This is a genomic window from Streptomyces sp. NPDC050418, from assembly GCF_044458745.1.
Taxonomy (GTDB): Bacteria; Actinomycetota; Actinomycetes; order Streptomycetales; family Streptomycetaceae; genus Streptomyces.
On sequence record NZ_JBITIG010000011.1, the window covers coordinates 65,338 to 80,906 of the forward strand.

A 15,569-nucleotide genomic window follows, 5' to 3' on the forward strand; every position below is an offset into this window, starting at 1 on the left:
GGGCGGACCCGCCCGGCCGGCCGACGACTCACCGGGGACACCCGGCCCAGCAAGGAAGGGGGTGGCAGGAATCGTGAACGACCGGCAGCACGCCACGGTGGAGGTCCTCGGCCGGTACGCGCAGGGCAGCCTGCCGCCGGACGAACGACAGCACCTCGAACCGCATCTCGACACCTGCTCCCCCTGCCGCGCGCACCTCGCCGGGCTCACCGCCCCCGAACGCGTCGACCGGCTGTGGGAGCGCCTCGACCACGCGCTCGACCTGCCCGTACCGGGCCGGCTCGAACGGTTCCTGCTCGCCCTGCGCCTGCCGGACCACATGGCGCGGATCCTGTCCGCGACGCCCGCGCTGCGCACCACGTGGCTCGTCGGCGTCCTGCTCACCCTGCTGTGCACCGCGCTCACGGCCCGGCTCCTCGAGCCGGACGCGCAGTCGCCGTTCACCTTCCTCGCGCTCGCGCCGCTGCTGCCCGCGGTCGGGGTGGCGATCTCCTCGAGCCGGCGCTTCGACCCCGCGTACGAGATCGGGCAGGTGGCCGCGCCCAGCGCGTTCCGGCCCGTGCTGCTGCGTGCGTGCGCTGTCCTGGCCAGCAGCGCCGTGCTCGCGGCGCTCGCCTCGCTCGTCCTGCCGCGCCTGGGCCTCGCCGCCTTCGGCTGGCTGCTGCCGATGGCGCTGACGACCGCGCTGAGCCTCGTGCTCATGCCGCGCCTCGGTCCCGTCACCGCGCCCGCGGCCGCGGGCGCGGCATGGCTCGCGGCGATGGTGCTCACGTACCGCTCCGAGGTGCTGTTCTCCGCCGCCGGACAGACCGTCCTCGCGGTGCTGCTGCTCGCGGCCGTTCCGGCCCTGGTGTTCCAGCGGGCCGGCTTCGACTTCCAGAAGGGAATCCAGGCATGAATCCCGAGACGACTGCCGCGACCGTGCCTGTGCAGCCCGCCGTCACCGGGGCCACGACGGTCGAGGTCACGGGCCTGACCGTGCGCTACCGCAAGACCCTCGCCCTCGACGCCGTGACGATCCGGCTCGGCAAGGGCGTCACGGGTCTGCTCGGCCCCAACGGCGCGGGCAAGACCACGCTGCTGCGCGCGCTCGCCACGGTCCTCGTGCCCTCCGAAGGCGGCCTCAGCGTCCTCGGCCGCGATCCGCTCGACCCGCGTCCGCGCCAGGAGATCCGCCGCAGGATGGGCTATCTGCCGCAGGCGCCGGGCTTCCACCGGCACTTCACCGCCTTCGAGTTCGTCGACTACGTGGCGATCCTCAAGGAGCACACCGACCGCGCCGCACGCCACGACGAGGTGCGCCGGGTGCTCGACGCGGTCGGGCTCGGCGACGTCCGCGGCAAGAAGCTGAAGTCGCTGTCCGGCGGCATGCGCCAGCGCGTGGCCCTCGCCTCTGCGCTGATCGGGGACCCCGAGCTGCTGATCCTCGACGAACCCACGGTCGGCCTCGACCCCGAGCAGCGGCTGCGCTTCCGCGAACTGGTCGCCGAGCTCGGCGAGGGCCGCACCGTGCTGCTCTCCACCCACCAGACCGAGGACGTCAGCGCCCTGTGCCACCGCGTCGTCGCCCTCGCCGCCGGCCGTGTGCAGTTCGACGGGTCCGCGCAGGGGCTCGGTGAACTGGCGCGCGGACGCGTCTGGTTCAGCCCGGAGCGCGACCCGCGCGCGGTGGCCGGCTGGCGTACGGGCACGGGGCTCTTCCGGAACATCGGGACACCGCCGGACGGGGCGGAGCTCGCGGACCCGACCCTCGAGGACGGCTATCTGCTGCTCAACTCCGGGTCGGCGGACGGCATGTGGACGGACGGCGCCCCAGGCGCCCAGCGCTCGGAAGGCGGTACGCGATGAGCGTGGCACAGCGGTCGGAGCGGGCCGGGACGGACGCCTCCGCGCCGCCCGGACCCGCCGCCGGCGTGAAGGCCCTCGCCGTCACGGAGGGCCGCCGGCTCCTGCGGCACCCCGTCTTCCTCGGCACGCTGCTGCTCTGCGTGGGCCTGTGGGTCTACGAGACGGTGGTGGCGGGCAGCTCCGGCTTCCCGGTCCTGCACGACGAGGACCGGATGGTGCAGAACCAGCTGCTCCTGATGGCCGCGGGCACCTTCCTCGCCGTGCACCTGGCGGCGATCCGCCCGGCCCGCGACGGCACCGAGGGCTGGTTCCTCTCCCTGGTGCTGCTGCCGTGGCAGCGGGCCGCCGCGTTGCTGCTCGCCATGCTCCCCGCCGTGCTGCTCACTGCGGTGCTCGCCGCGGCCCGCATCATCTGGCTGGCCCTGCAGCCCGGCGCGGCGGGCAGCCCCTCGCTCGCCGAACTCGCGGCCGGGCCCGCCGTGGTGCTCGTCGCGGGAGCGCTCGCCGTCCTGCTCGGACTGCTCACCAAGTCGGTGGCCGCCGGACCCATCACGCTCGCCTGCCTCGCGATCATCACGGTCGTCGGAGCGCTCTTCCCCTTCGAGTCCTGGCGCTGGTGGGGCTTCATCGCCGTCGAGGACGAACTGCACGCCGCCCTGCCCTCGGGCCTGTTGCACCGCCCGGCCGGACAGCACCTCCTCTATCTGCTCCTGCTCGGCCTGACCTTCGCGACCGGAGCGCTCCTGCGCGCCGGACTCAGGACCCCGCTCGTGCGCGTCGTCCTCGTGGCGGGCCTCGCGGGCGCCGTCGTGACGGGGACGCTCAACGCCCGGCCCGCGCCCGGCTCGCTCGCCACCGCACGGCAGCAGGCGCTCGAAGCGCCGTCGGGCGAGCAGTCCTGCGTCAAGAAGGGGGAGCTGACCTATTGCGCCTTCCCCGAGTTCCTCGACCGGCACACGGAGTGGGCGCGCGTCTCCGAAGGCATCCTGCGCCGCGTGCCCGGTGACGTCCGCGATCCGCGCTATACGGTGCGCCAGCACATCAGCCCCGTATCCGAGTCGAGCCTCGGCCAGACGACCGCGCCGATCGACGCCTGGACCGAGGACGACCGCAAGGCCGGCACGCCCGGCGCCATCGCGGTCGGTACGGCGTGGGGCGACGGATCCGACCTCGCGAACGACGTCACGGGCGGCTTCGCCACGGCCTTCGCGGCCCGCGTCGTGACCGGCGAACCGGCCGGCTCGGGTCCGCAGGACGCCCTGCTGTGCGGCGGCCGGAGTGTCCTCACGCTGTGGCTCGCGGCCCAGGCCACCCCGCAGACCGCACCGGCCCTGCGGTCCCGGCTCGACCGCAGCTTCGGCGGCCTCGTCGGCTTCGGCACCGTCACCACCGTCGAGGCCGAACAGTCCGATGTCGACCTCGCGTTCCGGCTGCTCGACCTGCCGGCCGCCGAGGTCGGCGGCAAGGCCAAGGCCCACTGGAGCGAGCTCACGTCCGCGGACACCTCGTCCACGGAGGCCGCGCGGCTGCTCGGTCTCGACGTCAAGGGCCAGACGGACGGCTACGGAGAGGACTCGATGTGCGGCTCCAGGTGACTCCCGAGGCCGTCGTACCGGGCCGCCCCGCACGGCCCACCGCGGACCTGGCCCGCCACGAACTCCGGGCCGCGCGCATCCTCCCCCTCGTGTGCGCAGCGGCGCTCGCCACGGTGATGTGCGCGGTACCGGCCGCCTTCTCGCTCGACCTGGACCTCGCCGCAGGATCGGTCCTGCTCCAGCTCGCCGCGGTGCTCACGGCGTTGGCGGTGGCCTTCGCCCTGGACGACCCGGCGTCGGCCACCACCACGGCGTGCCCCTCGCCGTGGTGGCTGCGCCGGTCCGTGCGTCTTGCCGTCGTCCTTCCGGCGCTCGCGGTCTTCTGGCTCCTCGACGCCCTCCTCGTACGGCACGCGGTGACGGCGGAACTGCGCCCCGCCTTCCCCGTCGGCGATCTGACGGTGGAGGCCCTGGCCCTGACCCTGGTCGCCGTGGCGCTCGGCCTCGTGGGTCTGCGGTTCACGCTCGGGCAGGGCGGCGGACTCGTGGCGGCCGCCGGGCTCCTCGTCGTCGTGGTCGCGCTGACCTTCCTGCCCCAGGAGGCGGCGTTCTTCGCGACGCCCGAGGACGGGGCGCTGTGGGACGCCGCCGCCGGGCGCTGGCGCGTGACGGCCGCGGTCGCGCTGATCACGGCGGCGCTGCTGCTGCCCCGGGCGCCGGGACGCCGCCGCTAGCGGCACCCAACCGGCACTCGTAACAAGGCAGTTCACCCCCTTCCTTCACGACCCCTCACCTCCGACAGTTACGGAACCCTGCTGTGTCTGCTGCCGTAGGTGCGGTTCTGGCGCGCCGAAAAGTTGTCCTGCCGCCCGTGCTCCTCGCCCTCTTCCTCGGGCTCTGGGGTATCGAGCGCGAGCACAGCATGTGGCGGGACGAGGCCGCGACCTGGCAGGCGGCGCACCGCTCGATGGGCGAGATCCTCCACATGATCGGGCAGGTGGACCTCGTCCACGGCCTCTACTACGCGGTGATGCACGTCAACTTCGCGCTCTTCGGGGACAGTCTGGTCACCTTGCGCCTGCCGTCGGTCCTCGCGGCCGCGGGCGCCTGCGGGCTCACCGCACTGCTTGCCGCCCGGCTGGCCGGGCGCTGGGTGGGGAGGGCGGCCGGCCTTGCGCTCGCGCTCATGCCCGCGGTCCAGGAGCACGCGCAGGAAGGCCGCCCGTACGCCTTCGTCCTCTTCTTCGTCGTGCTCTCGACATCCCTGCTGGTGAGCGCGGTCCAGCGGCCGGGGCGGCGGCGCTGGACCGCCTACGCGGCCGCCGTCCTGGTCGCCGCCCTCCTCAACTGGATGGCGCTCTTCACCCTGGCCGCCCACGCCGTCACGCTCGTCTGGATCCGCGCCGACCGACGCCGCCTTACGGGATGGGCGCGGGCCGCCGGGGCCGTCCTCGCCGGCGCGCTGCCGCTCGTGCTCCTCAGCCGGGAGCAGGCGGCCCAGGTCGCCTGGATAGACCCGGTCGCCTGGCCCACCGTCCTCGCCGCCGGCGGCACGGTGGGCGTCGCCGCGCTCTGCGCGCTGCTGCCGCTCACCCGGGCCGCCGCGGGCCCCCGCGGCGACGGACGGGACGTGCCGCTCGGGCTCGGCGCCCTCGCGCTGCCCCTGTGCGCGGTGCCGCAGCTCGGCCTGCTCGGCATCTCCCTCTTCAAGCCCCTGTACGTGACGCGCTACGTCCTCTTCTCGTACGCCGGTCTCGCCCTGCTCCTCGGCGCTCTGACCGTGACCTTCGCGGCCCGCCTCCGGGCGCACCCCGGCACCGTCACCGGCCTCACCGCGTGCGCGGCGCTCCTGGCGCTGCTGCCGTACGAGGTCGCGCTGCGGACGGCGGACAGCCGGGTCGACGACGTTCTGAGCGCGGCGGACCATGTGGCCCGGGCCGGGGCCGGGGCGGACGGGGTGCTCTACATACCAGCGGCCCGCCGCGACACCTCGCTCGTCTCACCCGGAGCGTTCGACGGCATGACGGATCTGGCGATGGCCCAAGGGCCCGTGGACTCCGGCACGTTGAAGGGAATCGAGGCCGCACCGCACGCCATCACGCGGGCGATGAAGGGCGCCCGGCGCATCGTGGTGATCTCCGACCCCGGGCCGCGCTCCCTGTGCTCGGCCCGCGACCGCGCCAAGTGGCACACCCTCGAAGGGGACTTCGTCCGCCGCTCGGACACGGTGGAGCGCGGGCGCAGGGTGAGTGTGTACGAGCGGAGGGACGGGCAGGCGAGGCCGGTGCCGCGCTGAGCGGGCACCGGCCACGTCACCCGCTACTTCCCGTCGCTGTCCGAACTCCCGCCCCCGTCACCGGAGTTGCTCTCGCCCGAGCCGCCCGAGCCGCCCGAGCCCCCGCCGAACTTGCTGCGGACCCGGCTGCCCAGGTCGCCCGCGCCGCCCGCGATGTCCGAGACCAGCTTCATCAGCGGGTCCTTCGAGCTCTTCACATCGCTCGCGTACGACGAGGCGGACTGGCGGAACGAGTCGGAGACCGAGGTGTCCTTGTCCTCGTCACGCCGCGGGTAGTGGCCGTCCATGATCCGCTGGTAGTCCCGGGACTCCGCCCACCTCTTCAGCTCGGCCGCGCGCACGGTGGTGAAGGGGTGGGTGCGCGGCAGCACGTTCATGATCTTGAGCACCGAGTCGCGCAGGTCGCCGCCCGCCTCGTACTCCTCGGCCTGCTCCAGGAACGCGTCCACGTTCATCTCGTGCAGGTGGTTGCCGCCCGCGATCTTCATCAGACCGCGCATCGACGCCTGGAGGTCCTGGCCGACCAGCAGACCCGCGCGGTCCGCGGACAGCTCCGACTTGCGGAACCACTCGCGCAGCGCCGTCACGATCGCCATGATCGCGACATTGCCCAGCGGGATCCACGCGACCTTCAGGGCGAGGTTCGTCAGGAACAGCAGGATCGTGCGGTACACCGCGTGCCCGGACAGCGCGTGGCCCACCTCGTGGCCCACGACCGCGCGCATCTCCTCCTCGTCGAGCAGCTCCACGAGGCCGGTGGTCACGACGATGATCGGCTCATCGAGACCGATGCACATCGCGTTGGGCACCGGGTTCTGCGTGACATACATCGGCGGGACCTTCTCCAGGTCCAGGATGTAGCAGGCGTCGCGCAGCATCACATTGAGATGCGCGAACTGGGCATCGCTCACCCGGACCGAGTCCGACAGGAAGAGCAGCCGCAGGCTGCGCTCCGGCAGCAGCGCGCTCAGGGCCTTGAAGACGGTGTCGAAACCGCTCAGCTTGCGCAGGGCAACCAGGGCCGAGCGGTCCGCCGGGTGCTCATACGCACGGGACGAGATCCCGGCGAAGCGCCGGCGGTTGCGGCCCGGCAGATTCTCGCCGCTCTCGTGATGTCCGCTCTCGTGATTTCCGTTGTCAGTGCTCTCAGGCATTCACGGCCCCCATAAGTTCCGCGCGCGGTATGCACGGTGCGAGTTCTCTCGTCCCCCTTGTGAACGCTCAGCGTACGGTCAGGGTTCCATCGCGCACCCGACCCGGACGAGGCCCCGCGCGGCCCGGGGTCTAGCTTGGACGGCGTATCGCCACGTAAGGAGCAATGCGCCCATGGACCCCGCGACCACCCTGCTCGCCGTCACCCACGCCGCGGACCAGGGTCCCGGCAACACCGTGCGGATCGTGCTCGCCGGCTCGCTCGTCGGCGCGGTACTCCTCGCCTGGTTCCTGCTGCGCGGCTACCGGCGCGGCGACGACGACTGACCCGTCGGATGACCTCGCGGGTGACCCCGTACGCCTGAGTCGGCGTGATCGCCGGTGAGGTGCACCCGTACGATGTGCGCGGAATCGCTGTACCAAGCCCCGTTCCCACCCGGATAGGTCCTGTCGAGAATGAGCCTTACCGCCACCGCAGCCCAGCTGGCCACCCTCGCCTCCGAGGGCGGCGAGCACGGCGGCAACCACGAGAGCCTCAACGCCTACCTCATCGGCGGCGGCGCGCTGTTCGTGCTGCTGCTCCTGCTCTTCATCACCACGCGCTTCAACCGCGACCGCTAGAAGCAAGGGAACGGGTCCGCGTGACGGGCCGGTAGGGTCTGCTCGCATGGGAGAGCAGGACAGGCCTACCGGCCCCGCCCGCCGTGCGGGTGACCGCGGCGGCAAGCGTCGTCTCGGCGTCATGGGCGGCACCTTCGACCCGATCCACCACGGGCACTTGGTGGCAGCCAGCGAGGTGGCGGCGCAGTTCGAGCTGGACGAGGTCGTCTTCGTCCCGACGGGCGAGCCGTGGCAGAAGAGCCACAAGACCGTCTCGCCGGCCGAGGACCGCTATCTGATGACGGTCATCGCCACGGCCGAGAACCCGCAGTTCTCGGTGAGCCGGATCGACATCGACCGCGGCGGTCCCACCTTCACCAAGGACACGCTGCGCGATCTGCGTGAGCTCAATCCCGACGCGGATCTGTTCTTCATCACCGGCGCCGACGCGCTGAGCCAGATTCTGACCTGGCAGAACGCCGAGGAGACCTTCTCCCTGGCCCACTTCATCGGGGTCACACGTCCAGGGCATACCCTGGCGGACCCCGGCCTTCCGGATGGCTCGGTCTCCCTCGTGGAGGTGCCCGCTCTGGCCATCTCCTCGACGGACTGCCGAGAGCGGGTCGCCAAGGGGGATCCCGTCTGGTATCTGGTGCCCGACGGGGTGGTGCGGTACATCGACAAGCGCGAGCTCTACCGAAGCGAATGAGCTAAGAGGGGCACCCGGTGAACGACCGACAGTACGACCCTTATGCGAGCCAGCAGCACGGGGGTCAGCAGTACGAGATCGTCGGCTACGACGAGTACGGCCAGCCGGTCTATCAGTCTGTCGCGCCCCAGCAGAGTCCCCAGGGCGGGTACGACGCGTACGGCACACAGACCGGGATCCCTCAGCAGGGCCAGCAGGGCGGACAGGGGTACGGATACGACACCGGCGGCTACGGCGGCGGGTATCCGGACCAAACGGGCGCCAACTCCCCGTACCAGCCCGAAAGTTACGACGCGAACACCTCGTACGGCAACGGCATCCCCTCCGCGTACGACCCGTACGACCCGTACGGCCAAACGAGCGGCACCGGCGAGCAGCCCCGGGTCTCCGTCGAGGAGCCCGCACCCTGGGTGCCGCAGCAGCACACGCCTCAGCAGCACACGCCTCAGCAGGAGACCGTCGAGCCCTCGGCGCCCGACTACCGGACCGAGCAGTTCTCGTTCATCGAGGAGCCGGACGACGACTCCGAGGACGTCATCGACTGGCTGAAGTTCACGGAGTCGCGCACCGAGCGCCGCGAGGAGGCCAAGCGCCGCGGCCGCAACCGCATGGTCGCGCTGATGGTCGTGCTGGCGCTCACGCTCGTCGGCGGGGTCGGCTACCTCTGGTACGAGGGCAAGCTGCCGTTCATGTCCTCGTCCGAGGACGACGCGGCCGCGGACGGGCCGCAGAAGCGCGACGTCATCGTCGTGCACCTGCACAACACCAACGGCAAGGGCACCTCCACCGCACTGCTCGTCGACAACACCACCACGGAACGCGGCGCAACGGTTCTGCTGCCCAACTCCCTCGCCGTGACCGACGAGGACGGCCAGGCCACCACGCTCGGCAAGTCCGTCGACGAGGACGGCTCCAGCGGGACACGCGACGCGATGGACGGGCTGCTCGGCACCAAGATCGAGGGCAGCTGGCGCCTCGACACCCCGTTCCTCAACAACCTCGTGGAGAGCGTCGGCAACATCGACATCGACACGAACACCGACGTGCCCGACCCCAAGGCCAAGAAGAAGGGCCAGACGCCGCTGGTCACCAAGGGCGAGGAGCAGACGCTCAGCGGCCCGATGGCCGTCGCGTACGCCACCTACCGCGCCCCCGGCGAGAACGAGACCGCGCAGCTCAACCGCTTCGGCGCCGTCCTGAAGGGCGTTCTGCGCAAGATGTCGAGCGACCCGAAGGCGGCCACCACGACCGTCGAGACGCTCGGCCAGATCATCGAGCCGCCGCTCACCGAGAAGGACCTGGGCGCCTTCCTGGCCCGGCTCTCCGAGCGCGCCAAGGGCGGCGACTACGACAGCGAAGTGCTGCCCGTGCAGCAGGACGGCACCGTCAGCGAGAAGGCCACCGACGAGGTGGTCGGCAAGCTGCTCGGCGGCTCCGTGAAGAGCCCCGACGCCGGCGCCGCGGTCCGGATCAACCTCTCCGGTGACCAGCAGGCCGTGCAGAACGCCCGGGTCGACCTCGTCAACGGCGGCTGGACCGTCGTCTCCGGCACCACGAAGGCGGGCTCCGCCTCGCAGGTCACCTACGCCGACGCGAGCCGCAAGGCGGAGGCCGCGGAGGTCGCCAAGACCCTGGGGCTGCCCGCGGGCGCGGTCAAGAAGGGCAAGGTCGCAGGGAACGCGGACATCGGTGTGGTCCTGGGAGCGGATTACAAGGGGGAGTAGGGCAGCGGGCACTGGACCGGACCGCCACGGCGGCCCGGTCCGGACGCCGCCGCACCAATCGGCTGGGGTGAGGTCCACGGGTCGTGCGATCCTGGAGGGGCAACACGCCCGGATTCCGGGTCTTGCAGCAACGCAGCCCTGACCACCGACCGGAAAGCCGAGCAGTGACCGCGACAGACCGTTCCATCGAGCTCATCAACGTGGCAGCCCAGGCGGCCGCCGACAAGCTCGCGCACGACATCATCGCCTACGACGTCAGCGACGTGCTGTCGATCACGGACGCCTTCCTGCTGGCCTCCGCGCCCAACGACCGCCAGGTCAAGTCGATCTCCGACGAGATCGAGGAGAAGCTGAGCAAGGAGCTGGGCGCCAAGCCGGTCCGCCGCGAGGGCGACCGCGACGCGCGCTGGATCCTGCTCGACTACGTCGACATCGTCGTGCACATCCAGCACAGCGAGGAGCGGGTCTTCTACGCTCTGGAGCGCCTCTGGAAGGACTGCCCCGAGCTCGACCTGCCCGAGGACGCCAAGGCGACCCGCGGCAAGGGCGCGGAGCACGCACAGGCCGAGGAGAGCGCCGGGGACCTGCGATGACCGTCCCCTCGGTCCTCAACCAGCCCGCCGGCCGCAACCGCCGCGTCATCCTCTGGCGGCACGGTCAGACGGCCTGGAACCTGGAGCGCCGCTTCCAGGGCACCACGGACATCGACCTGACCGAGGAGGGCGTCGCCCAGGCGGCGCGCGCCGCCCGGCTGCTCGCCTCCCTCAAGCCCGACGCGATCGTCGCCTCCGACCTCAGCCGCGCCGCCGCCACGGCCGCGGAGCTCGCCGCGCTGACCGGTCACGAGGTGACGCACGAGGAAGGGCTCCGCGAGACCTTCGCCGGCGCCTGGCAGGGCCTCACGCACGAGGAGATCGTCGAGCGGTACGGCGAGGAGTACGCGGCGTGGAAGCGCGGCGAGCCCGTGCGCCGCGGCGGCGGTGAGCTGGAGACCGAGGTCGCCGACCGGGCCGCACCCGTCGTGCTGCAGTACGCGGACAAGCTGCCCGACAACGGCACCCTCGTGGTGGTCAGCCACGGCGGCACGATCCGCACCACGATCGGGCGGCTGCTCGGTCTCGAAGCGCACCTGTGGGAGGGCCTCGGCGGCCTGTCCAACTGCTGCTGGTCGGTCCTCGGCGAGGGCGCCCGCGGCTGGCGGCTCCTGGAGCACAACGCGGGCACGCTGCCGGAGCCGGTCCTCGGCGACGACACCTGAGACCTGCTGGTCAGAGGCCCATGACCCGGATTTCACTTTCTGCCGGGTGGCAGGCTAAAGTTCTTCTTGTTCGCCCGCCGAGCGGGAGAACACAAGGGGCTATAGCTCAGTTGGTAGAGCGCCTGCATGGCATGCAGGAGGTCAGGAGTTCAATTCTCCTTAGCTCCACATCCCGGGAAATCCCGTCCTCCTCGGAGGGCGGGATTTCTGCGTTACGGGAAGCCGGAGTACGGACGGCCGGCTCACGGGCCACCGGGCAGGCTGCGTATGGTCGCGAGCGCGGCCGCGCTCGCCTCGTCCGCCGTGGTGTACGTCACGATGCGGCAGTCCGGCATGCCGTTGATGGAGAGGGACACGGACGTCAGGCGCAGTTCGCCCACGGCGGGATGCCGGAAGGTCTTCACGCGGGGGCCCGGCGTCACCACGTCCCCGCTGGCCCACAGGCTCGTGAAGTACGGGCTGGCGGCCGACAGATCGCGGATGAAGGACTCCCACGCGGGCTCGCCCACGTGCCGCCCGTAGCCGCCGCGCAACTGGGCGACCATCAGCGGCAGTTCGGTCTCCCGGAACACCACCGGGCAGTCCTCCTCGGCGCCGACGAAGAGCGACCACAGGACGTTCGGCCGGCCGGTGGCCCGCATCGCCGGTGAGGCGAAGAGCGCGCGATACGCGGCGTTGGTCGCCAAGATGTCGTACCGCGCGTTGTAGACCACCGCGGGACGCGGGTCGAGCGCGTCGAGGATGCCCTGGATCTCGGCGCCCACCTCGGGCAGGTCCGCCGGGCCGTCCTCGGCGGAGGGCGGCAGCGGGACCTCCGCCAGGTGGTACAGATGCTCCCGCTCGGAACGGTCGAGGCGCAGGGTGCGGGCGACCGCGTCGAGCACCTGCCCCGACGCGTTGATGGGGCGGCCCTGCTCCAGCCACGTGTACCAGGTCACGCCCACCCCGGAGAGCTGCGCGACCTCCTCGCGGCGCAGGCCCGGGGTGCGGCGGCGCAGCCCGCCGGGCATGCCTACGTCGGCCGGGGTCACCCGTGCCCGTCGGCCGCGCAGGAAAGCCGCCAGTTCCGGGCGCCGCCGTCCCGTCCCGTGTTCCGTCGCCACAATCGTCACGCCCCCTATGGTCGGGCCGCTCCGCCCGCCTTGCCAGGTGCTGTCAGTACCCGTATCGACGGGCACTCGTTACCCGTACCGCAACGTCGTCACGCTCGGTGTCATGACGACGACCACCGCACCACCCAGTAAAGCCGGGAGCACCGACCATCACCGGGCCGTCCGCCCGGGGCGGCTGCTCGCGGTCGTGCTCGCGGCCCAGTTCATGGCCCTGCTCGACGTCTTCATCGTCAATGTCGCCGCCACCACCATCCGCGAGGAGCTCGGTGCGAGCGGCGCCGGGCTGCAGCTCGTCGTGGCCGGGTACACCATCGCGTACGCCGTGCTCCTGATCACCGGGGCGCGGCTCGGCGACCGGTTCGGGCACCGGCGGATGTATCTGACCGGTCTCGCGCTGTTCACGGCCGCCTCGCTGGCCTGCGGCCTCGCGCAGGACACCGGGCAGCTGATCGCCTTCCGGCTCGCGCAGGGCGCGGGCGCGGCGGTGATGATCCCGCAGGTGCTCAGCCTGATCCAGCGGAACTTCGCCGGTGAGGCTCGGGTACGGGCCCTCGGGGTGTACGCGGCCGTCCTGGCCGGTGGCGCGGCGGCCGGGCAGGTGCTCGGCGGGGTGCTGGTGAGCGCCGACCTGTTCGGGGCGGGCTGGCGGCCCGTGTTCCTGGTCAACGTGCCCGTCGGACTGGCCCTGTTGGTGCTCGGCCCGCGCATCCTGCCGGCCGACTCCGCCCCCTCGCGCACCCGTGGCTTCGACCTGCCCGGACTGCTGCTGCTCGCGGGTGCCGTCTCCTTGTTCACCGTGCCGCTCGTGCTCGGGCAGGAGCAGGACTGGCCGCTGTGGTCCTGGCTCTCGCTCGCCGCGAGCGCCGTCCTGCTCGCGCTGTTCCTCGCGTACGAGAGGAGGCTGGCCCTGCGCGGAGGCGCGCCGCTGATCGCGCCGCGTGTGCTGCGGGTGCCGGGCATGGGGACGGCGGTGACCCGGATCGTCCTGGTGATGGCGGGCAACGCGGGCCTGATGTTCGTGCTCGCGCTGCATCTGCAGGGCGGTCTCGGGCAGAGCGCGCTGCGCACGGGGCTCACGTTCGCGCCCGGCGCGATCGTCTTCGGGGTGGTCGGGCTGACCTGGCGCAAGTGGCCCGGGCCGCTGCAACGCGCCCTGGTCCCCGCCGGGTTCGTGCTCACGGCCGCCTCGACGCTCGTCGTCGGGCTCCTGCTGCGGGACGGCGGCACGGGCGGTGTCTGGCTCCCGGTGGCCTTCGCGGCCGGCGGTGCGGGGATGTCGCTCGCGTACAGCCCGACGTTCACACGGACCCTCGCCGCCGTACGGCCCGAGGATGCCGGCGACGCCAGCGGACTGCTGACCACCGTGCTGCAGCTCGGTCAGCTCTCCGGCGTGGCCGTGTTCGGGACGATCTTCCTCGCCGGGCCGTCCGGCGGCGCCCCGGAATCCGCCGATGCCGCGCTCGTGACCGCATTCGCGCTGGCCGGGGCCGCGCTTCTGGGCGCCGTGTCCGGACTGGTACGCGTACGTCGCTGACCCATCCGGGCGACCGTGGCACAATCGAGCGGGCTGGGATCGGGGGACGTCGGCGGTCCCACGGGAGGGAGTGGCACCATGCCTGGGAGCGTCATCGAGGGGGTCGTGACCCTCCTCGACACGGGCGAGCCCCAGGTCCTTCCCTCCACCCGCACCACGCTGATCTGTCCGTCCTGCGGTTCCGCCCATGTCGCCCAGATGCTCGGGGACAACGGCGGGATCTCCTACGTCTGCACGGCCTGCGGCCACAGCTGGAGCTGAGCGAAGCACATGGGCGCCCACAGGAGGAAGTGCGACTGGTGCGGCAGCGGCACGCCGATCGTCCGGGACATGGAACCGGTCAACCCCGACTACCAGTACTGGTGCGAGGAATGCGCGCGGGCGCTGATCATAAAAGGCGACCCGATCGAGACGTACCGTGAGCTGGAGGGCGAGCCGATCTACGGCCGGCTGCTCGACGAGCACTGCACCCTGAAGCGCTTCTACTCCTTCGCGACGGCCTGAGCCCCGCTCCCGGACGTGCTCTGCGCGGGCACCTTCGCCGTACGGGACGCGGTGCGCCGGTCCCGTAGCGCCACGAACACGAGGAAGCCCAGACCGGCCAGCGCGTAACCGGCCGAGAGCAGGAACTCGCCCGCGTTCTGGTCGAGTTCGGGGCGCACGGTGGTGCTGGTGCCGGCGTGCGGGACCCACCACAGCGAGTACGAGAAGAAGACCAGGGCCGTCGCGGCGGTCGCCGCCTTGAGGGCGCGGCTGCCCAGGCGCCGCGCCTCCGTGGCGAGCAGCATCAGGACCGGGACCGCCCACACCCAGTGGTGCGACCAGGACACCGGGCTGATCAGCAGGGCGGTCACGGCGCAGGCGGTGACCGCCCACGCGTCCCGCCCGGCGAGCAGCGAACGCACCGCCACCGTGAGGCCGAGCACCGCCACCACGGCCGCCGCGGCCGCCCACCACAGGCCCGGGTCGGCGGTGTGCAGCAGCCGCGCGAGGACGCCGCGCAGGGACTGGTTCGCGGTGTCCTCGGCCTGGCCCGGGCGGCTCGCGGAGAACACCATCTCCGTCCAGAACCGCTTCGAGTCGTACGGCAGCACGACCGCGGAGGCCACGGTGACCGCGACGAACGTGCCGGTGGCCGTGACCGCGCGGCGCAGATGACCGTTCCACCACGGCTCCCCGGCCCGGACCCGCCGCACGGCGGTGACAAGGCCCGCGAGCGCGAGCAGGACGGCGAACAGCGCGGGCGTCAGCTTGATCGCGGCGGCGAGCCCGGTCCCGACGCCCGCCCAGCGGTTGCCCTCGCGGCGCGTGAGGTCCCAGAGCACGAAGACCGCGAGCAGCAGATTGATCTGCCCGTACCGCAGCGTCGTCCACACCGGCTCGCACCACACGAGGCCCGCGGCGGTGAACAGCGCCGGGACCAGGCGCTTCGCGCGCTCCTCGATCCCGATGAGGCGGAGCGAGAGGTACACGAGGGCCAGGACGAGGACGAGGTTGAACCCCGTCGCGAACGTCCGCATCTCCGGGACGCCGAGCAGGGTGAGCGGGGTGAACAGGAGAGCGGCGAACGGCGGGTACGTGGTGGGGAGGTTGGAGACCGTGGCCTCCATCGCGTACAGATCGCCGCCGTTGCGGACCGTCCAGCCCTCGGCCCGGTAGACCATCACGTCGAGGAGCGTCACACCCGCCAGGCGCTGGGTGATCCAGAACGCCGTGAACGAGACCAGGCACACGAGTGCCGCGAGCCGCAGTCGGCGCGGGGCGGAGGGTCCGAGGAAGGTCACGCCGCCCGACAGTACCG

The 15,569-nt window shown here is 72.1% G+C and carries 17 protein-coding genes and 1 tRNA gene; 15 read left to right on the top strand and 3 right to left on the bottom strand.

From position 1 onward, the window contains the following. Positions 1-61: 61 nt before the first annotated feature. The 5 genes from ACIBI4_RS25950 (at position 62) to ACIBI4_RS25970 (ending at position 5,679) form a co-directional block, all read left to right on the top strand. The gene (locus ACIBI4_RS25950; RefSeq protein ID WP_399206447.1) at positions 62-898 is read left to right on the top strand and encodes an anti-sigma factor family protein; all 837 of its coding nucleotides are present in this window, start codon (positions 62-64) and stop codon (positions 896-898) included. Continuing rightward, positions 895-1,848 carry an ABC transporter ATP-binding protein gene (locus ACIBI4_RS25955; protein WP_399206448.1) on the top strand — a complete coding sequence of 318 codons (954 nt, stop codon included), beginning with the start codon at positions 895-897 and terminating at the stop codon, positions 1,846-1,848. Before ACIBI4_RS25950 ends, ACIBI4_RS25955 begins: the two co-directional genes overlap by 4 nt. After that, the gene (locus ACIBI4_RS25960) at positions 1,845-3,443 is read left to right on the top strand and encodes an ABC transporter permease (protein WP_399206449.1); all 1,599 of its coding nucleotides are present in this window, start codon (positions 1,845-1,847) and stop codon (positions 3,441-3,443) included. Before ACIBI4_RS25955 ends, ACIBI4_RS25960 begins: the two co-directional genes overlap by 4 nt. Next, a complete protein-coding gene (locus ACIBI4_RS25965) occupies positions 3,428-4,117 on the top strand; it encodes a hypothetical protein (protein ID WP_399206450.1) in 690 nt (229 codons plus the stop codon). Before ACIBI4_RS25960 ends, ACIBI4_RS25965 begins: the two co-directional genes overlap by 16 nt. A gap of 137 nt (positions 4,118-4,254) precedes the next feature. Then, a complete protein-coding gene (locus tag ACIBI4_RS25970) occupies positions 4,255-5,679 on the top strand; it encodes a glycosyltransferase family 39 protein (RefSeq protein ID WP_399206451.1) in 1,425 nt (474 codons plus the stop codon). 23 nt (positions 5,680-5,702) lie between these two features. On the opposite strand, the gene ACIBI4_RS25975 is transcribed toward ACIBI4_RS25970, so the two are convergent. After that, entirely contained in the window at positions 5,703-6,833 is a 1,131-nt protein-coding gene (locus ACIBI4_RS25975) for a M48 family metallopeptidase (RefSeq protein WP_399206452.1), read from the bottom strand. 172 nt (positions 6,834-7,005) lie between these two features. Between ACIBI4_RS25975 and ACIBI4_RS25980 the strand changes: the two genes are divergently transcribed. From ACIBI4_RS25980 to ACIBI4_RS26010, 7 genes are all read left to right on the top strand, one after another. Further along, positions 7,006-7,158, top strand: coding sequence for a hypothetical protein (locus ACIBI4_RS25980; protein ID WP_399206453.1), 153 nt, complete (start codon positions 7,006-7,008; stop codon positions 7,156-7,158). Between the two features lie 129 nt (positions 7,159-7,287). Further along, positions 7,288-7,452: a hypothetical protein gene (locus tag ACIBI4_RS25985; RefSeq protein ID WP_399206454.1), complete on the top strand. Its 165-nt coding sequence runs from the start codon at positions 7,288-7,290 to the stop codon at positions 7,450-7,452. A 46-nt stretch (positions 7,453-7,498) separates the two neighbouring features. Next, the gene (nadD, locus tag ACIBI4_RS25990) at positions 7,499-8,140 is read left to right on the top strand and encodes a nicotinate-nucleotide adenylyltransferase (protein WP_399206455.1); all 642 of its coding nucleotides are present in this window, start codon (positions 7,499-7,501) and stop codon (positions 8,138-8,140) included. A gap of 17 nt (positions 8,141-8,157) precedes the next feature. Continuing rightward, the gene (locus ACIBI4_RS25995; RefSeq protein ID WP_399206456.1) at positions 8,158-9,864 is read left to right on the top strand and encodes a LytR C-terminal domain-containing protein; all 1,707 of its coding nucleotides are present in this window, start codon (positions 8,158-8,160) and stop codon (positions 9,862-9,864) included. A gap of 164 nt (positions 9,865-10,028) precedes the next feature. Beyond that, a complete protein-coding gene (rsfS, locus tag ACIBI4_RS26000) occupies positions 10,029-10,457 on the top strand; it encodes a ribosome silencing factor (protein WP_399206458.1) in 429 nt (142 codons plus the stop codon). Continuing rightward, a complete protein-coding gene (locus ACIBI4_RS26005; protein ID WP_399206459.1) occupies positions 10,454-11,122 on the top strand; it encodes a histidine phosphatase family protein in 669 nt (222 codons plus the stop codon). The genes rsfS and ACIBI4_RS26005 overlap by 4 nt, the downstream gene beginning before the upstream one ends. Positions 11,123-11,217: 95 nt before the next feature. After that, positions 11,218-11,290 (top strand) — tRNA-Ala (locus ACIBI4_RS26010). A gap of 74 nt (positions 11,291-11,364) precedes the next feature. Here ACIBI4_RS26010 and ACIBI4_RS26015 read toward each other — a convergent pair. After that, a complete protein-coding gene (locus ACIBI4_RS26015) occupies positions 11,365-12,234 on the bottom strand; it encodes a helix-turn-helix transcriptional regulator (protein ID WP_399206460.1) in 870 nt (289 codons plus the stop codon). Positions 12,235-12,337: 103 nt separating this feature from the next. On the opposite strand from ACIBI4_RS26015, the gene ACIBI4_RS26020 reads away from it, so the two are divergent. The 3 genes from ACIBI4_RS26020 to ACIBI4_RS26030 all read left to right on the top strand — a co-directional run bounded on the left by ACIBI4_RS26020 (position 12,338) and on the right by ACIBI4_RS26030 (position 14,272). Further along, entirely contained in the window at positions 12,338-13,768 is a 1,431-nt protein-coding gene (locus tag ACIBI4_RS26020) for an MFS transporter (protein WP_399206461.1), read from the top strand. A 78-nt stretch (positions 13,769-13,846) separates the two neighbouring features. Then, positions 13,847-14,029 carry a hypothetical protein gene (locus tag ACIBI4_RS26025; RefSeq protein WP_399206462.1) on the top strand — a complete coding sequence of 61 codons (183 nt, stop codon included), beginning with the start codon at positions 13,847-13,849 and terminating at the stop codon, positions 14,027-14,029. Positions 14,030-14,038: 9 nt separating this feature from the next. Further along, on the top strand, positions 14,039-14,272 hold the full coding sequence (locus ACIBI4_RS26030; RefSeq protein ID WP_016643127.1) for a hypothetical protein: 234 nt from the start codon (positions 14,039-14,041) through the stop codon (positions 14,270-14,272). Here ACIBI4_RS26030 and ACIBI4_RS26035 read toward each other — a convergent pair. Next, positions 14,251-15,552: a glycosyltransferase 87 family protein gene (locus ACIBI4_RS26035; RefSeq protein WP_399206463.1), complete on the bottom strand. Its 1,302-nt coding sequence runs from the start codon at positions 15,550-15,552 to the stop codon at positions 14,251-14,253. The two genes, ACIBI4_RS26030 and ACIBI4_RS26035, sit on opposite strands and share 22 nt — an antisense overlap. Positions 15,553-15,569 lie beyond the last annotated feature (17 nt).

What these genes read in the sequence shown, in the direction of transcription:
- ACIBI4_RS26005 (WP_399206459.1), top strand. Translation starts at nt 10,454, where the DNA reads ATGACCGTCCCCTCGGTCCTCAACCAGCCCGCCGGCCGCAACCGCCGC.
- ACIBI4_RS26025 (WP_399206462.1), top strand. Translation starts at nt 13,847, where the DNA reads ATGCCTGGGAGCGTCATCGAGGGGGTCGTGACCCTCCTCGACACGGGC.
- ACIBI4_RS25960 (WP_399206449.1), top strand. Translation starts at nt 1,845, where the DNA reads ATGAGCGTGGCACAGCGGTCGGAGCGGGCCGGGACGGACGCCTCCGCG.
- ACIBI4_RS26030 (WP_016643127.1), top strand. Translation starts at nt 14,039, where the DNA reads ATGGGCGCCCACAGGAGGAAGTGCGACTGGTGCGGCAGCGGCACGCCG.
- ACIBI4_RS25975 (WP_399206452.1), bottom strand. Translation starts at nt 6,833, where the DNA reads ATGCCTGAGAGCACTGACAACGGAAATCACGAGAGCGGACATCACGAG.
- nadD (WP_399206455.1), top strand. Translation starts at nt 7,499, where the DNA reads ATGGGAGAGCAGGACAGGCCTACCGGCCCCGCCCGCCGTGCGGGTGAC.
- ACIBI4_RS25985 (WP_399206454.1), top strand. Translation starts at nt 7,288, where the DNA reads ATGAGCCTTACCGCCACCGCAGCCCAGCTGGCCACCCTCGCCTCCGAG.
- ACIBI4_RS25980 (WP_399206453.1), top strand. Translation starts at nt 7,006, where the DNA reads ATGGACCCCGCGACCACCCTGCTCGCCGTCACCCACGCCGCGGACCAG.
- ACIBI4_RS25955 (WP_399206448.1), top strand. Translation starts at nt 895, where the DNA reads ATGAATCCCGAGACGACTGCCGCGACCGTGCCTGTGCAGCCCGCCGTC.
- ACIBI4_RS26020 (WP_399206461.1), top strand. Translation starts at nt 12,338, where the DNA reads ATGACGACGACCACCGCACCACCCAGTAAAGCCGGGAGCACCGACCAT.